Here is a 23,508-nt window from a genome sequence, read left to right as displayed (position 1 = left end):
AGCAGAGCGCTTTGGTGATATTGATATTAGTTCTACATTAAGCCGTGTCGATTGTTGAGGTTGTTATTGTTTAATAGGCTCTTTACTTAATACCATTGCTAGCCAAATATTTTCAGATTTTGATAATCCCGGCTCATTGAGGATAGTTTTAGACAATTGTGCCACCCGAGCATGTTTTTTTATGTTGCTTGCTAAAGACCAACGCGCAGCAGCAAAAACGGCTTCCATTAAGACATTCTGTTTGTCTTGTTCTGTTTGTTGTGAGGTTTTATACGCATCTATTGAGCCAAGGTATCCATCATAATTAAAGGCCGTAATAATTCGTCGAATGGGTTCCTTACTGCCTGTCGCAAAAAAGTAACCCCATAGGCCATCTAACACCGCAGGGTGATTTAACGTTGCTTGTAAAATATCGGTTGGTTTAGTTGCCAAAGACGTTGTTGCGCCAATCGACCTTAGGTATTTTTTCGATTGCTCGGTATCGGATAACCAAACGGCAAGAAAAACTATTTTCATGTCTTGTTGGGTTAAACCTTGCAGACCCGCCATCCATTCTTCGATTCGCTCGGGGTTGTCGGCCAAAATACGGCTTAAGAACACCGAGAGTGTTTGCGTATGTTTCGGGTTAGCTAAAACCCCTTGCTCACTGAATTTTATAACTTGGGCAACAAACTTGTCAGGGGTCGGATTTTTATAATAATCCATTAACCAACTCGCTTGCGCTACTTGGCTAAAACTTAAAATTAGTACTAGAAGGGGCGATGATATCCATTTCATATTGTAATCTCTAACGGCTGATAATTGGTCAGTTTTAATAATGAGAGTGTGTCACGATTAAACCAAATGGGCGAATTTGTTATGTAACAAATTGACTGACCAGTTATATTTTTATTAGTTCAACCAAACGAAGATTAAAATAGTGATCCGCAGTCGCAAGGCTGAAGTTAACCCAAGCGGCTCGCCCAATTGCCATTATGTTGTTGGTCACAGTTTTGCTCGGTGTCATACAAGATAAAACTTTCTACATTTTTACACTTAACAGCCATGCCACTGAGCATGCTTTGAATTAAAGAACTCAACATTTTTTTACTGCTACTTGCGGTAAAACTAGCAAGCTGTTGGTTGGTTTCAAATACGCAGATTATTTTTAAACTTTTAGGAAAGTTGGCATAATTAACCGTGTGGGTTAACCATTGAAAACCATCAATTTCCTTTAACGCAATGTCACAAACCTCGGTTAATTCGAGTCGTAGTTGGTTATCTATTTTTTTATCTGTTTTACGCATGATCTATCGCCTGCCTAACGTGTAGTGTGAACCTTATGCTGAGCTTATATGTTGCCAAGTTAGCATGTCAGTGTTCACGGTATTAATGAGGATACTTAAATATTAAAGAATTTAACGCCCTAATTTCACTAGGAGTATCACTAAGAGTTTCACTAGGTATATCATTGGGTGTCTTGCTAAGTGTATTGCTTTAAGATCATTTGCACAGCGGTATCAGAGACGAGTGCAATGGTGGTGTCATCAGGAAACTCAATGCACTGAGTCACTTGCGGCCAAAAACAAAATGCTTTAATCACAGCAATAAACTGGGTCGCGACGAGCTCAGGGTGCTCTGTTTTTAGTACCCCAGCCGCACAGGCGGCTTTAAACCAGCTGGTTAACGGTGTCTCTTGGTTGCTAAAACTTTCCATTGCATCTGTGAGTAAATGAGGCGAATGAATACCCTCAGCGATAACTACTTTAGCGGTAGTGATAAAACCATCTTTTCTGAGCAATGAAATTTCGTGCGCCGCCAGTTGTTTTAATTGCGTCTCGATAGGGATCTCGAGAGAAAAGGGCACAGGTTCAAATGTACAGAGCATGGAAAACATCTCAGATATAATCGAGCTAAATAGCACGTCTTTACTAGAAAAATGATTGTAAACAGTACGTTTCGACACTTCAGCTCGTTTAGCAATATCGTCCATGCTAGCGGTTTTAAAGCCTTTTAACTGAAACTCTTGCATCGCAGCATTGATAATAGCGCTTCGTTTTAACTCGGAACGTGATAAGTTTTTTTCTTTCATTTTCAGCTTCTTGCTCTGACTATCTAATAATTATGTCGCTTATTTTACACTACCGAGTTTACTTTTCATAATTAGATAAGTAGACTGCACAGTGTAGTTTACTTATGCTGTTGGATATATGAAAAGAAATACACTTACTGTTTTAACAATACTCGTCGGAGGCATTATGCTGGGAATAACGTCATTACAATCAGAATCTGTGGTTAAACAAGACCCAAATGGATTATCGCATCATAAATCCGATGGAAAGTTTGCTAATACCGCTGCTGACTTTAGCGATGACACCAGTATTTTACCGCTGCTTATGCGTTACATTACCGAAAAGCGTATTGATTCGTCACCCGTTAATGACATTCCTGTTGTTGCAATAACGGCGCAGCAGCTCGAGCAATTACCGCAACATGAAGACAGTGTTATTCGGTTGGGGCATTCGAGCATCTTTATTAAAACCGGCGGTAATAATTGGTTGATTGATCCTGTTTTTAGTGAGCGAGCATCACCCTTTAGCTTTGCTGGCCCTAAACGCTTTCATCAACCACCGATTGCGCTTGAGTCGTTGCCACCAATCGATGGTGTCATAATATCTCATGATCATTATGACCATCTCGACCAAGCTTCTATCGAGTATCTGGCGAGCAAGGTTAAGCACTTTGTTGTGCCTGTCGGGGTCGATAAACATTTGAAAAAATGGCAAGTTGCCGCAAAAAACATTCACGTTTTAGACTGGTGGCAGTCGGTGACAATAGATAATGTTAGCATTACGGCGACACCGACCCAGCACTTTTCAGGGCGCGGGTTATTTGACAAAAATGAGACGCTGTGGGCGTCTTACGTTATAAAGTCAGCGAACAGCAATGTGTACTTTAGTGGTGATTCTGGCTATTTTGATGGTTTTAAACAAATAGGCGAGCGTTTAGGGCCGTTTGATTTAACGATGATTGAAACTGGTGCTTATGATAAAGACTGGGCGAGCATTCACATGACCCCAGAGCAAAGCCTGCAGGCACATGTTGATTTGCAAGGACGCCAAATGATGCCAATTCATAACGGCACCTTCGACTTAGCTTTTCATAGTTGGTATGAACCACTTGAACGTATTAGCGAATTGGCGCAAGCATCGGGTGTGCCATTGCTGACTCCCGTGATGGGGCAAAGTGTGTCAGCCAACACTGTAAACAAAACTGCGCCATGGTGGCGCGATCTACAGTAATCTAACATCAGCGCTTATCCGCGGGGAAAGCGCGTGTACCCAGCGCTTATTCGGTACTCTAGTTTGCAGTGGTACAGTTACTTAACACCATGCGGGCCGACTGCTTTTGCGCTGGGGCTATTTGCCATTGATTATCAAAAATAGCACCACGCTCCACACAAACAAACTGCTGGTAAAAGCTGTCGCTAATATCAGGCATTTTTGCCGCTAGCTCAGCACCGGGGTTCCAAGTAATAACGCTATTACAATTGGTGCCGCTGATTGAGATTGGTGTGGAATTCTCAATGGTTTGACTGGCGCTACCAGTAATAAAATAACGGTCAACTTCACCGTTAAAGGTTAGTGCGCCATTTAACTGTTCAACGTTGGCATTATTTGCCGAATCAACGTATTGATAACCGTCTAAACCGTTAACGGCGGCAGTGGCGATATTTTCTATCGCAAAATAGCTATGCATTGCCCATTCACATTCGATAGTTGCTGTTGAATGATTGGTGATTGCAAACTCAATCGCTAGTTCGTCACCAAGTGTAAACTCGAGTTCCATCGTAAATTGATGAGGATAAACTAACTCACTTTGTTCGCTATGCTTTAACGCTAACGTGATTGTTACGCTGTCGTCTTGGTTAGCTAGGGCGCTGGTTTTAGTCCAAACACTGGTCCGAGCGAAACCATGATTAGAGTAGGCTTTGCCCGTATCAGAGTTTTTCTCACGCTTGCTGCGATGAGGGCCAAACCAAGGCGCACAAAGAGGTACACCGCCACGAATAGCTTTGCCCGGTTCAAATAATGCAAGAGGGCTTAACCATAACAAGGCCGGTTTGTCCGTTGGCTTAAACTCAATAATTTGACCACCGTAAAGTGAAATGACGGCATAACACTTTGGGCTTGTCACGACAATTAACGGCAAAGCTTGCGCTGCGTTGTATAGCTGCTTGGTATCAGAGAGCGAAATGAACGATTGGGTCATAAGTCATTGCTATTTAGAATGATAAAGTTAGCTGAGTATAATCTAATAACCAGCCACTGTTCAAATCAGGATAATCCTTAAGTCAGGTTTGGTATTGAATAAGCAGGTTATGATCCTATAGCTATCGTACAGGGAGTAATTAGCCTAATGGGCAAAGCGCATTCCAAAACATTGCAAACGAAGCTTGGCGGTACAATTGATTGTTAATGTGCTGCGGATTTTCAATATAAAAAATACCCGCACCATTAAACTGACCCTGACAGTTCAGCGCCACCAATTCAATCGGGTGCTTTGCAAAGATACCGCTGGCTTGGCCGGCACTAATTAAGCGGGTGATCATGCCCAGCTCTTGCGCCATCGCATTGGCTTTTTCTTGTGCACTGAGTAATTTAGAGCCGCTAACCAGTTGGAAAAATCGAAGTTTGTCAGGGTGCTTAATGGCCCAAGTCAGCGCATTGTTCCACAGCTCTTGCGTTAGCTCTTTAAGTGAAGATTGCTCGTTCACCTGGGTGCTAAGGTGCTGGGATAAATCATGCTTAGTCGCTAAATATAATTGATAAACCAAAGCCTTTTTATTGGGGAAATGATGAAATAAAGTGCCTGTTGCGACATTTGCCGCTTTAGCAATTGACGCGGTAGAGGTTGCCTCAATGCCATGCTCGCTAAATAAAATTAAGGCACTGTCGAGAATTTGTTGTTTCTTGCTTGTTTTCACTTTAATCCTTTAACCCTTTAATCATAGTATTCACTTTAAATCCTTGTTAACGACACCGTCGATTATGTTCGCTAAGTGTCGTTATGTTTAGGCTGGCCTGTTAGCGTAAAAATATCTTAATCAGCATTTTTCCAATCAAACCACCGTAAGGAGGATGCACTAGTTTACCGGTATTTAGGATGCTGCCACGCGCCAATACTGTTCTAGCGTTCGAGAAGGTTAAAAAGCCCTCTTTGCCATGATAATGGCCCATGCCTGAAGCACCAACACCACCAAAAGGCGCGTCGTCGGCAGCGACATGAAATACAGAGTCATTAATGCAAACGCCGCCTGAGTGAGTTTGTTGCAAAATCTTAGTTTGGGTCGGTTTATCAAAGCTCATGATATAAAGCGCTAATGGGCGAGGGCGGTCGTTAACATAAGTCAGTGCTTGATCTAAATTGTCATAACCAATGATTGGTAATATTGGGCCAAATATCTCTTGCTGCATAACTAACATGTCGTCGTTAACCTCGGTCAACAACTGGGTCGCCAAATTGGCTGATTGCGGATCATAATCTTGACCGTTGGCCGACACTACCTGCGCCCCTTTTTGCTTGGCGTCTTCGAGCCAGCTGATTAAGCGGTGCTGCTGCGCCTCGTTGATGATGTTGGCATAATCTGGGCGGTTATTACTGGTGCCGTACATCTTTTGAAATTGGCGCTGATACTGCGCGATAAATTGATTTACTTGGTCTTTAGGGCACAGAATATAATCGGGCGCGACACAAATTTGGCCAGCATTTAAACATTTACCGTAAATTAAACGCTCAACCGCGGTGGCCATTGGCATATCTGGCGCAATGATTACTGGCGACTTACCGCCCAGCTCCAAAGTCACTGGTGTTAGATTATCAGCCGCTGCGCGCATTACATGACGGCCAACGGTGGTTGAGCCGGTAAAAATGAGATGGTCGAATGCTAGTGCTGAAAATTTCGCTGCAACATCGACTTCGCCAACAATAGAGGCCACTTGATCGTTTTCAAATACGTCGCTTAACATCTTGATTAATGCTGCATTGGTATTGGGCGTAAACTCCGAAAATTTTATCATCGCCCGATTACCAGCGGCAAGCGCCGATACCAGCGGACCCATCGATAACATAATTGGGAAATTCCATGGCACCATAATGCCAATAACGCCCAGTGGTTGATACTCAACCCGTACTGTGGCGGGTGCCAGTAATAAGCCTGCTGAGCGTCGTTGCGGTTTCATCCACTTTTTGAGCCGCTTTAGGGTGTAATTAATATTGATCACACAAGGCATAATGTCGCCGACTAAGCTGTCTTGTTCAGGTCGCTGGCCGTAATCTTGATTTAAAGCGCTAACTAACTGGTGCTGGTGGTCGATCAAAGCCTGTTTAAGTGCGGTTAACTGTTGGCATCGCTGCTGATAAGTTGGGGCCGGACTCTTGGCATAAGCCGCTCTTTGCGCAGCAAGGATCGACTGTAATGAAACCGCGATATTATTGGGATCAATTGACATGCTCATTTGGAACTCCACCATGAATAGTTTGACGACATTTTTGTTCTGCTGTTCTAGTGTATTTTTGGCTGCGGCATTCTACTAACACCTAACACCTAACACCTAACACCTAACACCTAACACCTAACACCTAATACCTAATACCTAATACCTAATACCTAATACCTAATACCTAATACCTAATACCTAATACCTAGAAACCGACTAGTCAGTCGGTTGTTAAATTAGACGCTATTTTAAGTAAAGATACAAGACATTGTGCGGGGTGCAGTGACATTGCAGTTGTCGAAATTAAAATTGTTGCGTCTTAATGATATTTTTATGCGTGTCCCATCTTTGCCCCATCTTTGTTGTCTTTGAGACTTCGACAGTAGGCTAAAAATAAAGCGCACAGATACAGAGTAAAGATAAGACCCGCTAAGGCCAATCCACTATATGGTGCATAAAGTCTTTAATTTTCAAGCTTAACAATACTGCTCTTTTGCTTCAGCCTTAGTCGGTAATTTACCGCACTAGTATCGACTACTTATTGAATTTATACGACTACACTATACCCACAGTCCTTATTGGTGCTACTTATGTCTCATCTTAAATTTTCATCGTTTAAAGTTCTGTTTTGGTCGGCTGTTGTGTTATTCAGCATTAATATTAACTCTGCGGTACCTGCTACTGAAAAACTCTCTGTTGGATATTTTTATCAAGGAAAATATACGGTTATAAACGGAGGTAAAGAAAATGCAAGTTACGTATTTAATCAGCAATCGGACAAAGTAGTAAAACTAGCCACCTTAGACTGGCCGCCATATATCGGTGAGAAATTATGTAATAAAGGCTGGGTATTCAAGTTTACGGTCGCGTTGTTAGTCAGTAAAGGTTATCAAGTACAAATTGATTTTTTACCTTGGGCTCGTGCCGTCAGAAATGTTGAATTAGGTTTTAGTGATATTTTATTTCCTGAATATTACATTGAAGACTCGGCGCCATCTGACTACGTGAAAGGAATGCGTCGACGCGATGCCTTAATGTTATCTAATGAATACCCTGGCGGAGAAATCACGTTTTTGAAACGCCAAGGTGAAGACGATAAATTTAACGGGAATTTAAAAAACTTAAAAGGCGAAACTATCGGTGTTGTTCGTGGTTATCAAAACACCCCCGAATTTGATGCGATGATGGACAACAACGAATTCAAAATAATTAAAGCAGTCAATGATTTACAGCTAGTAAAGTTGTTAATGGCCAAACGGGTTAACTTAATTATTGGCGATCCTAAAGTATTACGCTTTACCATTAACTATTCAGATCTGTCAGCGAGTGATAAAGCAAGATTGAAGCAAGGCATTGAAGAAGTAAAACCAGCAATCAAATACAACGCACTCTATTACGCACTGAGCGCCAAAAATCCAGATGTTAGTTCATTATTAAAAGACATCAATACAGCATTATACGAATTTAAAAATAGCGGCGAGACCCAAAGAATTATGGAAAATGGCAGCAGCGAGTGTTATTAAAGCCAGTAACAAATTATTTGTAACCCATCTTTGTATTGTTATCAATGAATAAACTTTTAGCACCAAATAATACAACCTTTGTATGAGGTATTATTATTTTCTGGTCTATACTTTTTTGAGTAAAAATGATTTTTTAATTTAAATCGTGAGATTTAAAATAGGGGATTTGTTGTGAATAAAGATTTTATGGCCAGTTTATTCTGGCGGTTAACTATCCCGTTAATTTCTTTTTTGGTTATTTTAACTATTGTTATACATTTTCTTATCCCTACTATGATAAATAAAAATGTCGAACAAGAAGCGATTAAAACAGGTGTCAGTATCGTTAATCAGTTCACCAAGTTACGTGGTTATTACAATAAAAACGTGATAAGTAAAGCCTTAGCGGGCGGCATGAAAGTAATGGTAAAACATGAAGGTGTCGAAAATGCCATTCCTCTACCAGCAACCATGATCCATGACATGAGTAAATTACTTTCAAGAGAAAATATTAACCTTAACCTCTACAGTGCCTTTCCATTTCCAAATCGTGCCTCTCGGCGTTTAGACACCTTTCAACAACAGGCATGGAAGCAATTAAATATCAATGCAGACAAGCCATTTACTCTAGTTGAAGAAACTCCAAAAGGCACCTATATCCGTGTTGCTGTTGCCGACAAATTAGTGGCTCAAGGTTGTGTTGATTGCCATAATTCCCACCCTGACACCCCTAAAGTAGGTTGGCGTCTAGGTGATGTTCGTGGCGTTTTGGAAGTGAAAATAAACATGGACAATCAATTAGCTGCTAGTTCTGCATTAGGCTTGAAAATTGTTGGCATTATTATAATTTCTTCAATTATTTTGGTTGTTTTCTTATCTATCATTTACAAAAAAAGGATAAGTCACCGATTAATGGCGATAGTTAAATCATCGGCCATATTGGCCAGTGGCGATTTAACTCACCGACTAAGAGAAGAGGGGCAACACGAAGCTGGGAAAATTTCACGTAGTGTGAATAAGTTTACGGCATCTTTAGGTAATACATTAATAGAAGTTAATGCATCTTCCAACAATGTCTCTACTACTACCGCGTTATTATTAGCGTCGTCTCAACGGGCAACAATTAGATCACAACAGCAAAGCGTAAATACCGAAGAAATGGCTACGGCAATTACTCAAACACTCACGTCGTTAACCGAAGTAGCGAAAAATATTGTGCAAACTAAAAATAAGGCCGAAGATGCAGACAAAGAAGCGATGAGTGCCAGTGAACAAGTCTCGATAGCTAATGATTATATTAAAAACTTATCCAGTGAAATTACCCGTGCTAATGACATTATAATTAAACTGCAAGACAGCAGTGAGAGTATTGGCAGTGTTGTTGATGTTATTCAGGCCATCTCAGAGCAAACCAACTTACTGGCACTCAATGCGGCTATTGAGGCTGCCCGAGCTGGTGAGCAAGGTCGAGGTTTTGCCGTTGTCGCAGATGAAGTCAGAGTTCTCGCGGGGCGGACTCAAAGTTCGACTCAAGAGATCCAAAACATTATTACTGAGATCCAATCAGGGGTTAAAGATGCTGTGTTGGCGATGGGAAAAGGGTTAGAGACCGCCAATATTTGTGTGGAACAAACTGCGCGCAGTACTGAATCTTTAGAGCTAATCACCAATGCGATCAATGTGGTTTCGGAAAATTCTGATCAGATAGCGACAGCAACCGAAGAGCAAACTATGGTGCTAAATGAAATACAACTTAGCTCAGCCAATATTGCTGAAACCGCCACCACGGAATATCAAGATGCGAAGAATAATACCCAAGAATGTGAAAATCTCGAACAGTTAGTCAAGAAAATGCAAGCATCGTTGGCTCAGTTTAGGCTCAAATAATGTCGTAACACATACTAAGAAGGTCGTTAATAACCACTTAGTATGAGTTGCGACAGTAAAATAGATCGAATGAATAAAAACACAGGTTAATTGAATTAACCGACTAATTCAACATGCAGGTGCATCTCAAAAGTGATGGACCTAACATACCGTTTTATAAAGCTAGCATCCGCTTTTTCAATTTTTGTAAATCAATTGCGTTAGCGCGTACCGTGAGTTTCACATGCTCATATTCATATTCTTCTTTAGTGACACTCATGCTCGATCTAATTTCACCAACGATACCTTTGGCAGTATAAGGAACAAGAATCTCTTCTTCGATCATATCCTGCTGTGTCACCTCAATAATATATTGATGCAATTTACGGACATCAGCCGGATTACGCGTTGATGTCATCATGGCATCAGGAAATTCTTCCATTAATGCTTGTTGTTGCTCAACACTAAGTTGATCTGATTTGTTCAGTACCAATAATTTTTTACTGTCCTGAACACCAACTTCACCCAATACTTCATGAACTACATCGAGTTGCGCACGAAACGAAGGATCCGAGGCATCTACTACATATAACAGTAATGAAGCATCTTGCGCTTCAGCTAAGGTTGAATGAAATGAGGCAACTAAGTCGTGCGGTAATTTTTTAATAAAACCGACGGTGTCTGACACTAATACTCGAGGTTGAGTGGCTGGATACAGCGCACGAACAGTGGTATCAAGCGTCGCAAAAAGTTTGTTTTCGCCCTCAACATCGCTACCGGTAATCGCTCGCATCATAGATGACTTGCCCGCATTGGTATAACCAACTAAAGCGACGCTAAAAAGATCCGAACGTAGGGTACGTCGTCCTTTCATTTCGTCTTGAACACTCACCAACTCGCGTTTTAGTTCGGCTAATTGGTCGCGTACTTTACGGCGGTTTAGCTCTAGCGTTGTTTCGCCCGCGCCTTTACCCATTTGACGCTCTCTGTCACCACATGATGTTTCACGAAGTCGTGGCGCTACATAATTAAGGCGAGCAATTTCAACTTGTAATTTCGCTGTTTTAGTGCGGGCATGACGACTAAATATTTCAATGATAATACCAGTACGATCAAACACTTCTACGCCTAACTGGTTCTCGAGATTACGTAGTTGAGAGGGAGTTAAATCACAATCAAACACTACCACATCAGCACAGTCAAACGGCAGGTTGTCAGAAGGGATTTGGGATAATGGCGTGTCATCTAATGTGTATTGACCGTCAGATTCGTCATCAACCACCCCTTTATTACCCGTGAGGCGCGCTATTTCAACCAGCTTTCCTTCACCCAATACGTTAACTTTTTGGGTTGAATTTTGCTTTTGCGATTGCGTGCCTACGACTTTAAAACCTAGGGTAGTCACTAAACGCGCAAGTTCTGCAAGTGATTCAGTGGCCTCATCACCTTTAAACTGTGGAGTGCTAATAGAAATAAGTAAAGCGTGACTAAGTGATGGTTTTTCTGTTAGTTGCATAATTTTTTATGTTAGTGCACGTGAGTGCAAACCTAGTGTTTATCTAAAGTAGCTTGATCCTACGCTGTTATAGGCAAGCTTTATAGTGAAATAGCCGACTAAATATAGATATTATTCCTGATAATCAAATCATGTGCCCACAACGTGATAACGATAACCTTGATGGTCAGTTTTATTATGATTAAAACCAAAAGAAATTAGTCTGTATTAGGCGGATATTTTCAGGTAATAAAATGCGTTTAAAACTACAACCAATTGAATATAAATTGTATTTTTATGCGTGTGCCATCTTTGGTTTTTATGAGAGTCCCACCTTTGCTAAACCGTTCATTTTGGTACTCGTAAATCCTCTTGATTGCTAGGCTACGACGTAAACTATCACTTCATTATTCTCGGTTGTATCAAAAAAGTAGGTAAAGTAATTTATCTATAATAATCGCGATCCTGTTCGTATTAGAACATAAACCCGAGAAATATTACTTCGTGATCGAACAATTATAGTTACTTTTATCTCAACGTTTAATTTTGTGTTAATACCATGATCCGCACCTAAACTAGGTCTTTGATAGCGTTTCACATCACCCATAAAACATAGGTAACGTAAATAAAACAGCAGCACATAAGGCCTGCGGGGTAGTGTGGTAGATCGGTTTAGTGTTTTTTACATCAACGTTTAAAGCAAGGGAAATTAAAGCCGCAATACTCAGTTAACTCCAATCTATCTTAAGAAGACCTTTTAATTAGTTAGAGTACAAAGTATAGTGTTGTTTTTCTTCTGACAAAATACAGGGTTAACTTTGTGTTCAAAGTTCTAAAAAGACTCACCTCTAGTATCATTGCATTGTTACAGCCCTCCTATTCATTCATACCGATTTAAAGCCGAAACACATAATTTAACGGCACAGTAATACTTCGTTATTCGTGTAAATATTATGGCGCTTAGCCTAATTGGATCTTCGATTTTGAATTATTATTAATCGTAGCGGACGTTAAAAAAAGTAAATAGTTTCTTGATGCTAAACACGGCTAGCATCAAAGTTTTTAGTCGATACACCATGCTAAAGTAGACCATAGATTAAATGGATCTAACACTAAATAAGAGTTAAAAAACGGTAGGGAACCAAATGAATATCAAAGAGTTAGAGTTATCTAATTTGTCAGAAATTAAAGCATATGTGGAATACAACGAGGCCTTCCTTAATTCTCAGTTTTTTGAAACTTCAATTGAGGAATTACTAAATCAGCGAGCAGCTCTGTTCGACGAGTTACTCGCTCGGTTGTGGTCTTTTTATAATCTTGAAGCCCCTAACATTTCACTTAATGCCGTGGGTGGTTATGGTCGCTCTACTTTACACCCGAAATCTGACATTGATATTTGTATAATATTTACTGAGCAGTTAACCCCAGTACAAGAAACAAACTTATCGACATTTTTGACCCATTTGTGGGATTTCGGTGTTGATATTGGCTACGCCGTCCGATCGGAAAAAGACAATATTAATGCCGCACGTGATGACATTACCATTGCAACCAATTTACTCGACATTAGAACATTGTCGGGCGCCAGCAGTCATGCCGACAACATTTTAGTTACTTTATATAGCAGTGATATTTGGACCAGTAGAACCTTTTTTGAACACAAAATAGAAGAGCAAGAAAATCGTCATTTAAAAGCGAACAACACAACCTTATACCTCGAGCCTAATATTAAGAATAATCCAGGCGGTATGCGCGATTTTCAGACTATTGTTTGGATTGCCAGTAAGCACTTTAATGTTTCTGATGTCCGGTCGCTAAAATCGTTAGGTTTCTTAAAACCAGACGAATATTCAGAACTTATTGAATCTCACGACTTTATCTGTCGCATAAGATGGGCACTGCACACGGTATCCAAACGGCCAGAAGAGCGACTACTGTTCGATCATCAATTAGCTGTTGCCAAATTCATGAAGTTTGGACATGGCGACAATGGCCAACTCGCGGTTGAAAAAATGATGCGTCAGCTCTTTAGGGCAATGGCGCAGGTTCGTGAGTTAAATCAAATGATGACTGATATATTTAAAAGAGAAATACTTCAGGCGGATAACAAAAATACCACGGTTAACATTGATGACAAATTTTCAATTTGCAACGATATGATCCAAGTAAATTACGATGAAGTATTCTATAACAAAGCAAATGTTATTAAGCTCTTTCGATTAATTGCTGAAAACGAACAAATAAAAAGCATTGCCCCTGAGACCTTGAGATTGATCAGACAAACCCGCAGGCGTTTACTTGGAGAGTTTCAGGACTACCAAGAGTGCAGAACAGAATTTTTAGCAATAATAAAACACCCAAATGGGTTAAAACTCGCGTTCAGTTTAATGCACCGATACGGGATCTTAGCGTCGTACTTTCCGCAGTGGAAAACGATTGAAGGGCAAATGCAGTTTGATATGCATAACGCTTATACAGTTGACGAACACGCATGTAAGCTAATTCATTTCCTCAATAGTTTTAACTCTGCCCAAGAAAATAAAGTGCTTGTAAATAGTCTTTATAGAGCAAGTTCTTTTAAACACGTCTTAGTCATTGCTGGGTTGTGCCATGACTTATCTGGCAAGCAGTCACATGAAGCAAATGAACTAAGCGCGATACACGCACAAGAATTTTCATCGCTACACCAACTTAAAAAATCTGAAAATGAATTAGTCACATGGCTGGTTAAAAACCAAGACTTGTTGATTAGTACGACCCAAACACAAGACATTAAAGATCCAGAGATTATAAAGAAAATAGCCAAAGCAGTGGGCACCGAGTCAAAACTAAATGCCCTGTATTGCTTTACTGTTGCCGATTTAAAAGCGACTAATGATCAACTGTGGAACGAGTGGCAAGAGAGCTTATTAGACGACCTTTATTTTTCACTGAGAAAAGCACTAAAACAAGGTATAGAAAAGGTTTTTGAACTGAGAACAATCATCAGAGAAAACAAAGCCGAGGCATTAACAGCCCTGTTATCCAAGGGGTTTTCTGAAGCAACGATCAAAAGTCTTTGGGTTAGTCTGCCTAGTAGTTTTTTTAGTTCGAACCACGTTGAAGAACTGATTGAGTTTTCTATGACAATCTTGAGCTCTGACGGTGATAAACCGATCGTATCATTAAGTGAAGACTCAAACCATGGCTGCACGAACTTACTCGTTTATGTAAAAGATAGAAGTATGCTATTTGTTGATCTGTTTAATACGCTGGTTTCTTTAAAAATTAGAGTTAAAGAAGCTCAAATATTAAAAACTAAAAGTGAGCACGTCTTAGAAATAATAAAGATCCTAGATCATACCGGTGAGTCTATCAGCGATGCATTTCGATTAAAGCGTATCACTAAACGGATTAACGACATGCTACTTAGCCAAAAATCGGTTCCAAAACCGGTAAAGCCCCGGTTTGTTAATAATTTTGAAAATGACCCTACCGTGGAATTTTTAGCGACGCCCAAGCTAAACAAAACGTTATTACGCATTAACGCGTTGGATGACCCTTTGTTTATAGGGAAGATTTGTAGTGTGTTTAAAAATGAGGAGCTAACGATCCACTCAGCCATCATTAGTACGTTGGGAGAATGCTCAGAAAACGTATTTTTAATTTCTAAAAAACACAATGAACCACTGACCGACAGTGACAAATCGGATTTAGTAGAGCTTTTGGTTAAAAACATTGCATAACTTTACCGATAATACATGGCTATTTATGTTTTGAAAAATGCAGTGGGGAATTAGCGTAAAAACTTATCTATAGTTTTTCTAATACGTTATTATCTATCTTTACATAAGCTGTAAGCTTGCACGGTCATATAACAAGCTGCTAACAGCGTTATTTTGCTGTAAATACGTCAATAAACACTAAATTCTCTAGGGTTACAAACCGATATCATGACAAGAAAAATATTAAAATTGAAGGTGAAAGCAACAAAGGTCCCCAAACCAGTTGATGAAGAGATCAAGGTTGCCAAGGTTGTCTCTGAAGAAGATCCTCAAAAACGTTTTTTAAATGGCGTAGCCATCAATCCTTATCAGTGTATTCGCCTAGAATTAGGTTCTGAGCAACTGTCTGCACGCGCGATGGATTTGTTCACGCCAATCGGAATGGGGCAGCGAGGTTTGATTGTTGCTCCGCCAGGTTCCGGAAAAACGACCATGTTAAAACATATTTGTCAGGCGGTTGGAAAAGCGTATCCCGAGATAAAACTTTATGCGTTACTCATCGATGAGCGCCCAGAAGAAGTAACCGATTTTAAACGCAGCGTGCCGGCCCAAGTACACGCTTCATCCACGGATGAAAGTTATGAGCACCATGTTCGTGTCGCCAACAACGTGCTTAACATTGCTCGCAAAGAAGCTGGCGAAGGTCACGATGTAATGATCGTGATTGACTCTCTTACCAGGCTCTCACGAGTATATAATGCAACACAAAAAAGCAGCGGCCGTACCATGTCGGGCGGTATTGACGCCAGAGCGCTCGAAATACCACGAAAACTGTTTGGTGCGGCGAGAAAGATAGAGAACGGTGGTTCACTTACCATCTTAGCGACAATACTCGTTGATACTGGAAGCCGGATGGATCAGGTAATATTCGAGGAGTTCAAGGGCACGGGTAATATGGAAATCGTTTTATCTCGCGAAGCTGCAAATGAGCGGGTTTTCCCCGCAATCGATATTGCTAAAAGTAGCACGCGCCGTGAAGAGCTTCTGCTTAATTCGAAAGAGCTCGAAAATATAAGAAGCTTGCGAAGGGCACTTACCACGCTTAAACCTGCCGATGGTGCAAGGAAACTTGCTGAGCTACTTGAACAATACCCAACGAATGTTGAGCTATTGACCGCTAGCTTCCAAAAGTAATCCTAGAGATTGTGTATTCATTCACGGTACCACTCACTCTACAGCGTTATCGATGAAAAACTAGGCTAAATGTAAGGGCACTTACTGCTTTGCCCGCTATTCTTTCGGTAGCGGGAGAATCATTTAACCTTGTTGTTGATAACGCTATTGTTCGCCGTGCCATTATATATTGCTCTGGTACTGGTGTTTGTCAAACTAGTTCACGCGTGAAATTATTAGATGGCTGTCCAAAATTACGCTATTGAAACATTGGCTTTTATCTACGCATCCATACCATTTTCAATGTTGGTCAGTCTAAATAATTGACGATAGTTAAGATAAGATATCGCGATCAGGGAACGATAACCTCCAGCGCAGTGGACGTAGTAATCTCTATTTTCTGATGGCACGGCACCCATCAAGATCTCAGACAGCGGTAAATTTTCAGAGCCATTCCAACGGATCTTTTTAGTTTCCTCTTCTTCACGGACATCGAGAATGCAAAAATGTTTGAGTCCATTTTTTAAAGCAAATGTCTTGAAAAATAATGGATTGATAACTAATGATTTGAGCTCTAATGGTTTTATATTAGGTACACTTTGTGTCAACCAATGCGATTTAACAAATGGCTCGCACAAGTGGGGCGACTTTTCATCGATAACAAAATTCCTATATCCCATCTCAACAAGTTTAACAGTGATGCCATGTAAATCTGCAAGGGCAGATACTACGCTAAACTGTTGTTCTAAGTCAGGTACAACCTGTTTAAACCAAAACTCAAAATTACCACCCAAAAGCCCTACAAATATACTCCCTGGGATATGCCCCTGAATAAATTGTTCGCCAGTTCTTGTATCAATCGTGAGCATATTTGCGCTTATCCCAATTCATAGAGGCGATAATAATAGCGGCCAATATAATGATGAGCGCATATCGTTGACCATTGGATACTGACTCTTGAAAAACATAAATCGCCAACATGAAATGCAATGTCGGCTCAATATACTGGAATAAGCTAATTTTACTTAATGGTGTTTTATGCAGTGAAATTGTTAGCATAAATACAGCAAGCAGTTGTAATGGCGCTGTGCCAACTAATAACATAAAGTCAGCATTCGAATGAAAAGTCTGTTCGTTATACAAAATATACACCAGCGCTATTGGCAGAAATATAATGGTTTCAAGAAATATACTGCTAAAAGTGCTTAGATTCATCGCTTTCTTTACTGCCAAATACATTGCAAAGCATAAAGCGATAAGCAAACTCAGTGCCGGAAAGTTATTTTCTACTATTCCATATACCACGACAGCAATAATCATTAACACCAGCGAGATTATTTGGTGACGACTCACTTGCTCACGAAACAGCATGAACCCAAAAGTGAAGACTAAAATTGGAGTAATATAGAAAGCAAGTGAAGCGGCCATAAGGTTGCCCGTTACGGTGGCGTACACAAAGCCCAACCATGAAATGTTCATTAGCATGCCCGCAAGAGCAGCCAGAATGATATTTTTTCCAGTCAGTTCGTGACGACTTGGTATTAGCTCAGTTTTAATGCTGCCAATAATGATAAGGATGACACCCGACCATAAAATTCGATGCGCTAATATTAACAGCGGATCATAATCGCCAAGCTGATGAAAATAGATCGGCAGCAAACCCCACACGACGAATACCATCGCACCTAGCAACGTATACATGCCGGCTCCTTCATAATATACCCACATGCACACACAGCACTGAATATTCGACATCGGGCGAGTGCTTCGCGACCTGTCGTTAGTGCAGCAGCCAATGCGGCATACGCTACCGAGCTATCATAATGATCAGCATCAGTTTCAATTACATTGTTCATATTATTACTTCTTAGACGTGGATTTTTGACCGTTCGATTGTTCAGGAAGGCATTTGGTGCGCCGTGAATACGAATATTCAAATGGACGGATAATCACCCTCTGTGAGGGTAATTATCTTATTGGGAATTTGGTTGTTCGGTACTCAGGTTTGCTACATCAATGTTGGTTCAATAAAGCCAGCTGTCGCTTTCATGTCTTTGATCCAGCGTGCTATGTGAGAATAGCCGTCAAGAGATAGTCCTGCTTCTTCCAGATAAACTAGTGTCGACAACACGGCAATATCAGCAATGGTTATGTTTTGTGATACTAAAAATGCTGACTCAGCAAGATCAGTATTGAGGTTTTCAAATAGCTCGTAAGCAAGCTTCGAACATGCCGGATACTCGGTTTCATCAATCATTTTGAAAGCTTTGATAATTCGTCCTTTTTCGACAGAATCAAAGAGCTCATTAGCAACAAGAGATAAATACACATCGATTTTTGCAGCGACATCGATTTTAGTTTCCGGATACCAATCGCTGTTCAAGCTACGGCGAGCTAGGTAACGAACGATCGCCATTGAATCAGCAACGGTCACTTTTTTATCGTCGACAGTGTCGATCAGTGCAGGGATTTTTCCTAATGGATTGATCGCCATAAAATCTTTGCTTTTATGTTCTCCAGCCATGAGGTCAACATTAACTATTTTAAAATTAATACCTAACATAGATGCCGTTAGACGAGCACGATACGAAGGAAGTGAGTAAGAGAAGCTGTAGATTTCCATAAATATACCTTATTAAATAATTACACAGGTCGGTGTAATTAAATGTTATGGCAATCGAGTGATGTTTGCAAGTGTTTTTGCACAGATCTGTGTAAAGCGTGTAAGGCTACAAATACATTCCAATTTATTAATACTCTTAGGGTTCTGTTACACTAGCGCCGCTGACCTTTAAATTAAGACTTTTCCTATGCAACGCCCGCCACTTCGACAAGCAAAAACCATCGATAACGTATTTAATAGTGCTTATTGGCACTTAAGCCAACAAGATTTTACGATTGCTGAAATCCGTACCAAGCTAGAACGTAAAACAGACAATCTTGAGTGGATAGAAAAGGTGCTTGCCCAAGTTATCGAACATGGTTATCTAAAGAGTGACCTTGAATTTACGATCCGTTATTGCGAGTCTGCATTTAGCAGTGAAATAGGAAAAGCAGCCATCCAACGCAAATTAAAAATGCGCGGAATATCCTCCAGTGATATTGAAACGGCAATAGAGCAAGTCATTGAACAACAAGATATTAATTTCGATGAAATGGCGAGCAATCGACTACTGTCTCGGTTTATAACATTCGACGGTATTAGCAAAGAAAAAGTGTACGCCCAAATGACAACCCGCGGCTTTACTCGCCCACAAATAGATCAGGCGCTGTCACAACACCCTGAAAAAGATTCGCTGCGCAGCAAAATGGTCATACAAGCTGAAAAAGCCGAACTAGCAACGGAAATCTTTAAGCTATACCGCAAAGGTAAAGGGCAAACGCTAATTCTCAATGAATTAAAACAGCGCCTTATCGATGTCAGTGAATTTGAAGAAACGTTATACCAACTCGAACTTGCTGGTGATATCGACTTTTATCAGAGCTGCAAAGATCAATTCGCCAAAAAAAGCTATGACTTATCTGACTATAAAGAGAAATCAAAGGCCTATGCTTACTTGTCACGAAAAGGCTTCACCAGTGATGAAATCAAAGAAACAATGTCACCCGAACAAGAAAATTAGCATGTGTTTTTTAATATCTAACGGCTAGATACGCCACAGCAGCTATCACGGTTAGAGGCTGTGCTCGCCTAGCCGATGCAATAAAAGAGGGTAAGCACAAACATAAAATCCCACAGATATTTATTGAAAACGTTATTATTTTATTTAACCTGTTGGGAGCCGGTAGTACAGTGCTATTTGGGTTTACAAACACCAATTCAAACACCATTTAAAAACAATGACACTCATCAGCGAAGCGATTGATTATGACAAAGAAAGATAATTTTAATGGCCTCTACTCCTTTGTAACCACAGCACAGTTAGGCAGTTTTACCGCTGCTGCCGAGCGTCTTGGACTGACAAAATCTGCAGTAGCAAAAAGTGTCAGCCGTCTGGAACAAAAATTAGGATTAAAGCTACTTCATCGTTCAACCCGACGTTTAAGCTTAACCGCAGACGGAGAGTTTTATTTGAGTCGCTGTCGTGAGGCATTAAATATAATGGAGCATGCTGAGTCGGTATTAACGCAGCATATTGAGAGTCCGTCTGGACGACTCCGAGTCGATCTTCCTGCCGCCTTTGGTCGGAAGTTGATTATGCCTTTATTACTAGAAATTAGTGAGCGTCATCCATCACTGTCACTTTCGATTACATTCAGTGAACGTTTTGTTGATTTAATCGAAGACGGCATTGATTTTGTGGTTCGGATAGGTGAATTGAAAGACAGCAGTGAATTAATTGTAAGATCGCTCACTACGCAAAAATTAGTTATTTGTGCCGCACCAACTTACCTAGCACGTCACGGTAATCCAAAAAATATAGAAGACGTTCAACAGCATAAATGTGTTCTGGGCTTTCGTCATGAACAGGCTGTGGTGTGGCGATTGAAAGAGCCAGACGGCAGCACACGTTTGTATACGCCGCCCGTTGGGCATGAATATGGTGATGCAATACTTGAAGCGACATTAGCAGGGCAGGGACTTAGCCAGTTACCACGATGGTTAATTGAAGATCATCTTAGCCGTGGTGAGTTAGTTGAGGTGTTAACACAACACGCGGGATACGAAGTGCCAATTCATCTTCTTTGGCCGAAGAGCAGCCATCTTCTGCCGAAGACTCGCTATACGGTTGATTTCTTATTGCAAGAAGCACGTAAAGGCACTTTTGGTTAAATGATTTAGTGATTTAAATTGATGAAGCTTGCTCACTGACTGCTGCTGTTTCTACCGTATAATTGGGAAAATCGGTGTAACCACGCTGATCGCCCCCATAGAAGATAGCACGATCGGCTTGTGCGAGTGGCCAGTCGTTTTTCATCCGCTTGACAAGGTCAGGATTTGAAATAAAGGGGCGACCGAATGCGATCAAATCAACGGTACCTTCATTGAGGTATCGATCTGCTTTCTCCTTATCAAAGCCTCCTGCAATCATTAATATGCCATCATATGCAGCGCGAAACTTTTCAGTAAATCCTTTCGGTATTGCTTGAGCGCCGATTGTCTCTTGATCACTTAAGTGAACATAAGCCAGGTTTCGTATAGAAAGCTCACTGGCTAACTGTAACCAAGTTTCTTCTTCTTGAGCGAAAGCAGACATACCAGCAAAACGCCCCAAAGGAGCGAGTCGAATACTGGTACGTTCTGAGCCAATCGCATTAGAAATTTCGTCTACAATTTCTAACGCTAAACGGATACGGTTGTTAATGTTTTTACCCCCATAAATATCACTGCGGGTATTTAACGTTGCATTGATAAACTGCTCAATTAAATAGCCATTTGCCCCATGAATTTCAACACCATCAAAACCCGCTTCAATGGCATTTTTCGCGGCTTGTACAAAATCTTGTTTTATTAGGGCGATTTCTTCAATCGTTAAGGCTTTGGGCTTGGACACAGGAACCTGTGCGGGTTTCCCTTGTTCATTAAGTGCAAAGCAAGTGCCGTTTTCAGCAATTTCTGCCACTGAGCTTACTGGGGCTTGTCCATTAGGTTGTAAACTGGTGTGTGACATTCTACCGACATGCCATAGTTGGATAAACACCTTGCCATTATTGTCATGAATCGCCTTGGTCGTTGCCTTCCATCCTTTTACCTGACGTTCACTATAGATACCGGGTGTAAATAAGAACCCTTGTCCTTGGCGTGAAATTTGTGAACCTTCAGTGATAATTAGCCCAGCTGAGGCTCTTTGCGCATAATACAACGCGGTATCACTATCTGCAGCGTCTTCGTTATTGGCAATACGCGCTCGTGTCATTGGGGCCATCACTACACGATTAGCCAGCTGCAGACTGCCTAGTTTAAATGGGTTAATAATTTACTCATGGAACGTCTCTTCATTTTTAATCCAAAATTGAATCATGTGATTGTGATCTTCAAGGGGCTAATTAGCGTTTTTTGATTTCGGTGATGTAAGTGACGCTTAACTTAGCAATGAAGTTACTTACATCGTCGTAAGCTTTTTTACCTACTGGTGAAGCAAAGGCCTTTTCGGCATCCGCTAGTGAATCAAACCAAAGTTCAGAGAAGCCGTCTATAGGCGAATCAGGATACTTACGGCGATCGATAGGGTTGAGTACATACCCTTTTAATCCCGGTAATTGCAGTGCTATTTCAGTGTGGACTTGCTCCCAGTAACTGACGAATTGCTCGAAGGTATCTTCCTTTCGCTTTTGCAAAAGACCGACATGTTTAAAACCAGTTGTTATAGACATAATTAACTCTTAAAGGTGAGTGTTTATCTGGCGGTAACTATGATGGAATGCATAACAGAGATAAACAGGTATAAGTTCGTAACATTGACGACAAATTCTCTACAATAAAAAGTGGAATTGGTAGCTTTCGGTGTTTTTTAAACTCGTTCACTCGCTTTATTATCATGCAGGTAAAGTTTGGGGTTCACTGAGAAAAACAAAGATTAGCGCCAGCCGCAAACCGCCTTTTTAGCGTTCAGTATCTTCTACACCACTACGAATTAAATCATCACAGAGCAGTAACTAAATAATTGAAATATTGAATAATTTCAATTATTGTTCTCACATATTATAAATTTAGCTAAGAATGGTTAATTCTACAGCCACGTTATGTTTCAAAGAGGTTTTGGTGGATATCATTAAGTATGCTGAAAAAGCAATGTCGATGGATGATGAAACATGGAAAAGGCATTCCAACCCTTGGAGCGTCTACACCCGATTTACAACGTTGCCATTGATCTCTTTAGCCTTTTGGTCAAGAGAGTGGATTGATGCCTATTCGGTAGCATTAATTGCTCTGTCTTTTTTGTGGGTTTGGGTAAACCCTCGTATATTCGGCGCACCCAGCACGACAAATAACTGGGCATCAATGGCTACATTTGGGGAGCGAATATACTTAAATCGTGAAAATGAAGTGATACCAATTCATCACCTTAAAGCTTGCCGTACTCTTCAATCATTATCAGCAATGGGTCTACCGTTTTTTATATATGGCCTTTATTTCTTAGATCTATGGGTTTTAATACTCGGTAACTTGTGGGTAATGGCATTTAAAGCATGGTTCGTTGATCGCATGGTTTGGTTGTACATGGACATGAAAGAATCAAACCCCCTCTATAAATCGTGGTTTAAAACATAATAAGGCTTTAAGCGGGCTAAACAGTGGGTAAGTTTTAGTTCGCTATACGACACACCTAAACCCAAGCCCAACATGT

20 protein-coding genes are annotated in these 23,508 nt (G+C 40.7%); 8 read left to right on the top strand and 12 right to left on the bottom strand.

Going from position 1 to position 23,508, the window contains the following annotated elements:
• Nucleotides 1–63: 63 nt before the first annotated feature.
• The 3 genes from HRU23_02545 to HRU23_02535 all read right to left on the bottom strand — a co-directional run bounded on the left by HRU23_02545 (nucleotide 64) and on the right by HRU23_02535 (nucleotide 2,071).
• Nucleotides 64–777, bottom strand: coding sequence for a hypothetical protein (locus HRU23_02545; GenBank protein NRA53000.1), 714 nt, complete (start codon nucleotides 775–777; stop codon nucleotides 64–66).
• Nucleotides 778–944: 167 nt separating this feature from the next.
• Nucleotides 945–1,286 (bottom strand): Fis family transcriptional regulator, encoded by a 342-nt coding sequence (locus tag HRU23_02540; GenBank protein ID NRA52999.1) that lies wholly within the window; start codon nucleotides 1,284–1,286, stop codon nucleotides 945–947.
• A 176-nt stretch (nucleotides 1,287–1,462) separates the two neighbouring features.
• Nucleotides 1,463–2,071 (bottom strand): TetR/AcrR family transcriptional regulator, encoded by a 609-nt coding sequence (locus HRU23_02535; GenBank protein NRA52998.1) that lies wholly within the window; start codon nucleotides 2,069–2,071, stop codon nucleotides 1,463–1,465.
• Between the two features lie 118 nt (nucleotides 2,072–2,189).
• Between HRU23_02535 and HRU23_02530 the strand changes: the two genes are divergently transcribed.
• Complete coding sequence (locus HRU23_02530) at nucleotides 2,190–3,281, top strand: MBL fold metallo-hydrolase (protein NRA52997.1); 1,092 nt, start codon at nucleotides 2,190–2,192, stop codon at nucleotides 3,279–3,281.
• 58 nt (nucleotides 3,282–3,339) lie between these two features.
• On the opposite strand, the gene HRU23_02525 is transcribed toward HRU23_02530, so the two are convergent.
• The 3 genes from HRU23_02525 to HRU23_02515 form a co-directional block, all read right to left on the bottom strand.
• Complete coding sequence (locus HRU23_02525; protein NRA52996.1) at nucleotides 3,340–4,251, bottom strand: D-hexose-6-phosphate mutarotase; 912 nt, start codon at nucleotides 4,249–4,251, stop codon at nucleotides 3,340–3,342.
• A 139-nt stretch (nucleotides 4,252–4,390) separates the two neighbouring features.
• Complete coding sequence (locus tag HRU23_02520; protein ID NRA52995.1) at nucleotides 4,391–4,966, bottom strand: TetR/AcrR family transcriptional regulator; 576 nt, start codon at nucleotides 4,964–4,966, stop codon at nucleotides 4,391–4,393.
• A gap of 100 nt (nucleotides 4,967–5,066) precedes the next feature.
• Nucleotides 5,067–6,497, bottom strand: a complete 1,431-nt coding sequence (locus tag HRU23_02515) for a coniferyl aldehyde dehydrogenase (GenBank protein ID NRA52994.1) — start codon at nucleotides 6,495–6,497, stop codon at nucleotides 5,067–5,069.
• A gap of 572 nt (nucleotides 6,498–7,069) precedes the next feature.
• On the opposite strand from HRU23_02515, the gene HRU23_02510 reads away from it, so the two are divergent.
• Together HRU23_02510 and HRU23_02505 are read left to right on the top strand one after the other, a co-directional pair.
• A complete protein-coding gene (locus HRU23_02510; protein NRA52993.1) occupies nucleotides 7,070–8,002 on the top strand; it encodes a transporter substrate-binding domain-containing protein in 933 nt (310 codons plus the stop codon).
• Between the two features lie 171 nt (nucleotides 8,003–8,173).
• On the top strand, nucleotides 8,174–9,868 hold the full coding sequence (locus tag HRU23_02505) for a methyl-accepting chemotaxis protein (protein NRA52992.1): 1,695 nt from the start codon (nucleotides 8,174–8,176) through the stop codon (nucleotides 9,866–9,868).
• 154 nt (nucleotides 9,869–10,022) lie between these two features.
• Here the strand turns inward: HRU23_02505 and hflX are convergent, their stop codons facing one another.
• Nucleotides 10,023–11,363, bottom strand: a complete 1,341-nt coding sequence (gene hflX / locus HRU23_02500) for a GTPase HflX (protein NRA52991.1) — start codon at nucleotides 11,361–11,363, stop codon at nucleotides 10,023–10,025.
• 1,124 nt (nucleotides 11,364–12,487) lie between these two features.
• Here hflX and glnD point away from each other — a divergent pair.
• Nucleotides 12,488–15,067, top strand: a complete 2,580-nt coding sequence (gene glnD / locus HRU23_02495; protein NRA52990.1) for a [protein-PII] uridylyltransferase — start codon at nucleotides 12,488–12,490, stop codon at nucleotides 15,065–15,067.
• A 207-nt stretch (nucleotides 15,068–15,274) separates the two neighbouring features.
• The gene (rho, locus tag HRU23_02490; protein NRA52989.1) at nucleotides 15,275–16,240 is read left to right on the top strand and encodes a transcription termination factor Rho; all 966 of its coding nucleotides are present in this window, start codon (nucleotides 15,275–15,277) and stop codon (nucleotides 16,238–16,240) included.
• Nucleotides 16,241–16,500: 260 nt separating this feature from the next.
• Here the strand turns inward: rho and HRU23_02485 are convergent, their stop codons facing one another.
• The 3 genes from HRU23_02485 to HRU23_02475 form a co-directional block, all read right to left on the bottom strand.
• Nucleotides 16,501–17,088 (bottom strand): rhodanese-like domain-containing protein, encoded by a 588-nt coding sequence (locus HRU23_02485; GenBank protein NRA52988.1) that lies wholly within the window; start codon nucleotides 17,086–17,088, stop codon nucleotides 16,501–16,503.
• Entirely contained in the window at nucleotides 17,075–17,920 is an 846-nt protein-coding gene (locus tag HRU23_02480; GenBank protein ID NRA52987.1) for an EamA family transporter, read from the bottom strand. The genes HRU23_02485 and HRU23_02480 overlap by 14 nt, the downstream gene beginning before the upstream one ends.
• Nucleotides 17,921–18,227: 307 nt before the next feature.
• Nucleotides 18,228–18,842 carry a glutathione S-transferase family protein gene (locus tag HRU23_02475; GenBank protein NRA52986.1) on the bottom strand — a complete coding sequence of 205 codons (615 nt, stop codon included), beginning with the start codon at nucleotides 18,840–18,842 and terminating at the stop codon, nucleotides 18,228–18,230.
• Nucleotides 18,843–19,029: 187 nt separating this feature from the next.
• On the opposite strand from HRU23_02475, the gene HRU23_02470 reads away from it, so the two are divergent.
• Together HRU23_02470 and HRU23_02465 are read left to right on the top strand one after the other, a co-directional pair.
• On the top strand, nucleotides 19,030–19,842 hold the full coding sequence (locus HRU23_02470) for a RecX family transcriptional regulator (GenBank protein ID NRA52985.1): 813 nt from the start codon (nucleotides 19,030–19,032) through the stop codon (nucleotides 19,840–19,842).
• Between the two features lie 245 nt (nucleotides 19,843–20,087).
• Nucleotides 20,088–20,993 carry a LysR family transcriptional regulator gene (locus tag HRU23_02465; protein ID NRA52984.1) on the top strand — a complete coding sequence of 302 codons (906 nt, stop codon included), beginning with the start codon at nucleotides 20,088–20,090 and terminating at the stop codon, nucleotides 20,991–20,993.
• Between the two features lie 13 nt (nucleotides 20,994–21,006).
• On the opposite strand, the gene HRU23_02460 is transcribed toward HRU23_02465, so the two are convergent.
• Entirely contained in the window at nucleotides 21,007–22,086 is a 1,080-nt protein-coding gene (locus HRU23_02460) for an alkene reductase (protein NRA52983.1), read from the bottom strand.
• 121 nt (nucleotides 22,087–22,207) lie between these two features.
• The gene (locus HRU23_02455) at nucleotides 22,208–22,534 is read right to left on the bottom strand and encodes an EthD family reductase (protein ID NRA52982.1); all 327 of its coding nucleotides are present in this window, start codon (nucleotides 22,532–22,534) and stop codon (nucleotides 22,208–22,210) included.
• A gap of 388 nt (nucleotides 22,535–22,922) precedes the next feature.
• Here HRU23_02455 and HRU23_02450 point away from each other — a divergent pair, with 388 nt between their 5' ends.
• Complete coding sequence (locus tag HRU23_02450; GenBank protein ID NRA52981.1) at nucleotides 22,923–23,432, top strand: hypothetical protein; 510 nt, start codon at nucleotides 22,923–22,925, stop codon at nucleotides 23,430–23,432.
• Nucleotides 23,433–23,508: the final 76 nt, after the last annotated feature.

This window comes from Gammaproteobacteria bacterium (genome assembly GCA_013214945.1).
Taxonomy (GTDB): Bacteria; Pseudomonadota; Gammaproteobacteria; order Enterobacterales; family Psychrobiaceae; genus Psychrobium.
This window is presented reverse-complemented; position numbering and strand designations above follow the sequence as displayed.

Bases quoted from the DNA above. Each gene is read 5' to 3' on its own strand.
- HRU23_02545 (NRA53000.1), bottom strand. From the start codon at position 777: ATGAAATGGATATCATCGCCCCTTCTAGTACTAATTTTAAGTTTTAGC.
- HRU23_02485 (NRA52988.1), bottom strand. From the start codon at position 17,088: ATGCTCACGATTGATACAAGAACTGGCGAACAATTTATTCAGGGGCAT.
- HRU23_02540 (NRA52999.1), bottom strand. From the start codon at position 1,286: ATGCGTAAAACAGATAAAAAAATAGATAACCAACTACGACTCGAATTA.
- HRU23_02470 (NRA52985.1), top strand. From the start codon at position 19,030: ATGCAACGCCCGCCACTTCGACAAGCAAAAACCATCGATAACGTATTT.
- HRU23_02510 (NRA52993.1), top strand. From the start codon at position 7,070: ATGTCTCATCTTAAATTTTCATCGTTTAAAGTTCTGTTTTGGTCGGCT.
- HRU23_02480 (NRA52987.1), bottom strand. From the start codon at position 17,920: ATGTATACGTTGCTAGGTGCGATGGTATTCGTCGTGTGGGGTTTGCTG.
- HRU23_02515 (NRA52994.1), bottom strand. From the start codon at position 6,497: ATGAGCATGTCAATTGATCCCAATAATATCGCGGTTTCATTACAGTCG.
- hflX (NRA52991.1), bottom strand. From the start codon at position 11,363: ATGCAACTAACAGAAAAACCATCACTTAGTCACGCTTTACTTATTTCT.
- HRU23_02475 (NRA52986.1), bottom strand. From the start codon at position 18,842: ATGGAAATCTACAGCTTCTCTTACTCACTTCCTTCGTATCGTGCTCGT.
- HRU23_02460 (NRA52983.1), bottom strand. From the start codon at position 22,086: ATGGCCCCAATGACACGAGCGCGTATTGCCAATAACGAAGACGCTGCA.
- rho (NRA52989.1), top strand. From the start codon at position 15,275: ATGACAAGAAAAATATTAAAATTGAAGGTGAAAGCAACAAAGGTCCCC.
- glnD (NRA52990.1), top strand. From the start codon at position 12,488: ATGAATATCAAAGAGTTAGAGTTATCTAATTTGTCAGAAATTAAAGCA.
- HRU23_02535 (NRA52998.1), bottom strand. From the start codon at position 2,071: ATGAAAGAAAAAAACTTATCACGTTCCGAGTTAAAACGAAGCGCTATT.
- HRU23_02525 (NRA52996.1), bottom strand. From the start codon at position 4,251: ATGACCCAATCGTTCATTTCGCTCTCTGATACCAAGCAGCTATACAAC.
- HRU23_02530 (NRA52997.1), top strand. From the start codon at position 2,190: ATGAAAAGAAATACACTTACTGTTTTAACAATACTCGTCGGAGGCATT.
- HRU23_02455 (NRA52982.1), bottom strand. From the start codon at position 22,534: ATGTCTATAACAACTGGTTTTAAACATGTCGGTCTTTTGCAAAAGCGA.
- HRU23_02465 (NRA52984.1), top strand. From the start codon at position 20,088: ATGACAAAGAAAGATAATTTTAATGGCCTCTACTCCTTTGTAACCACA.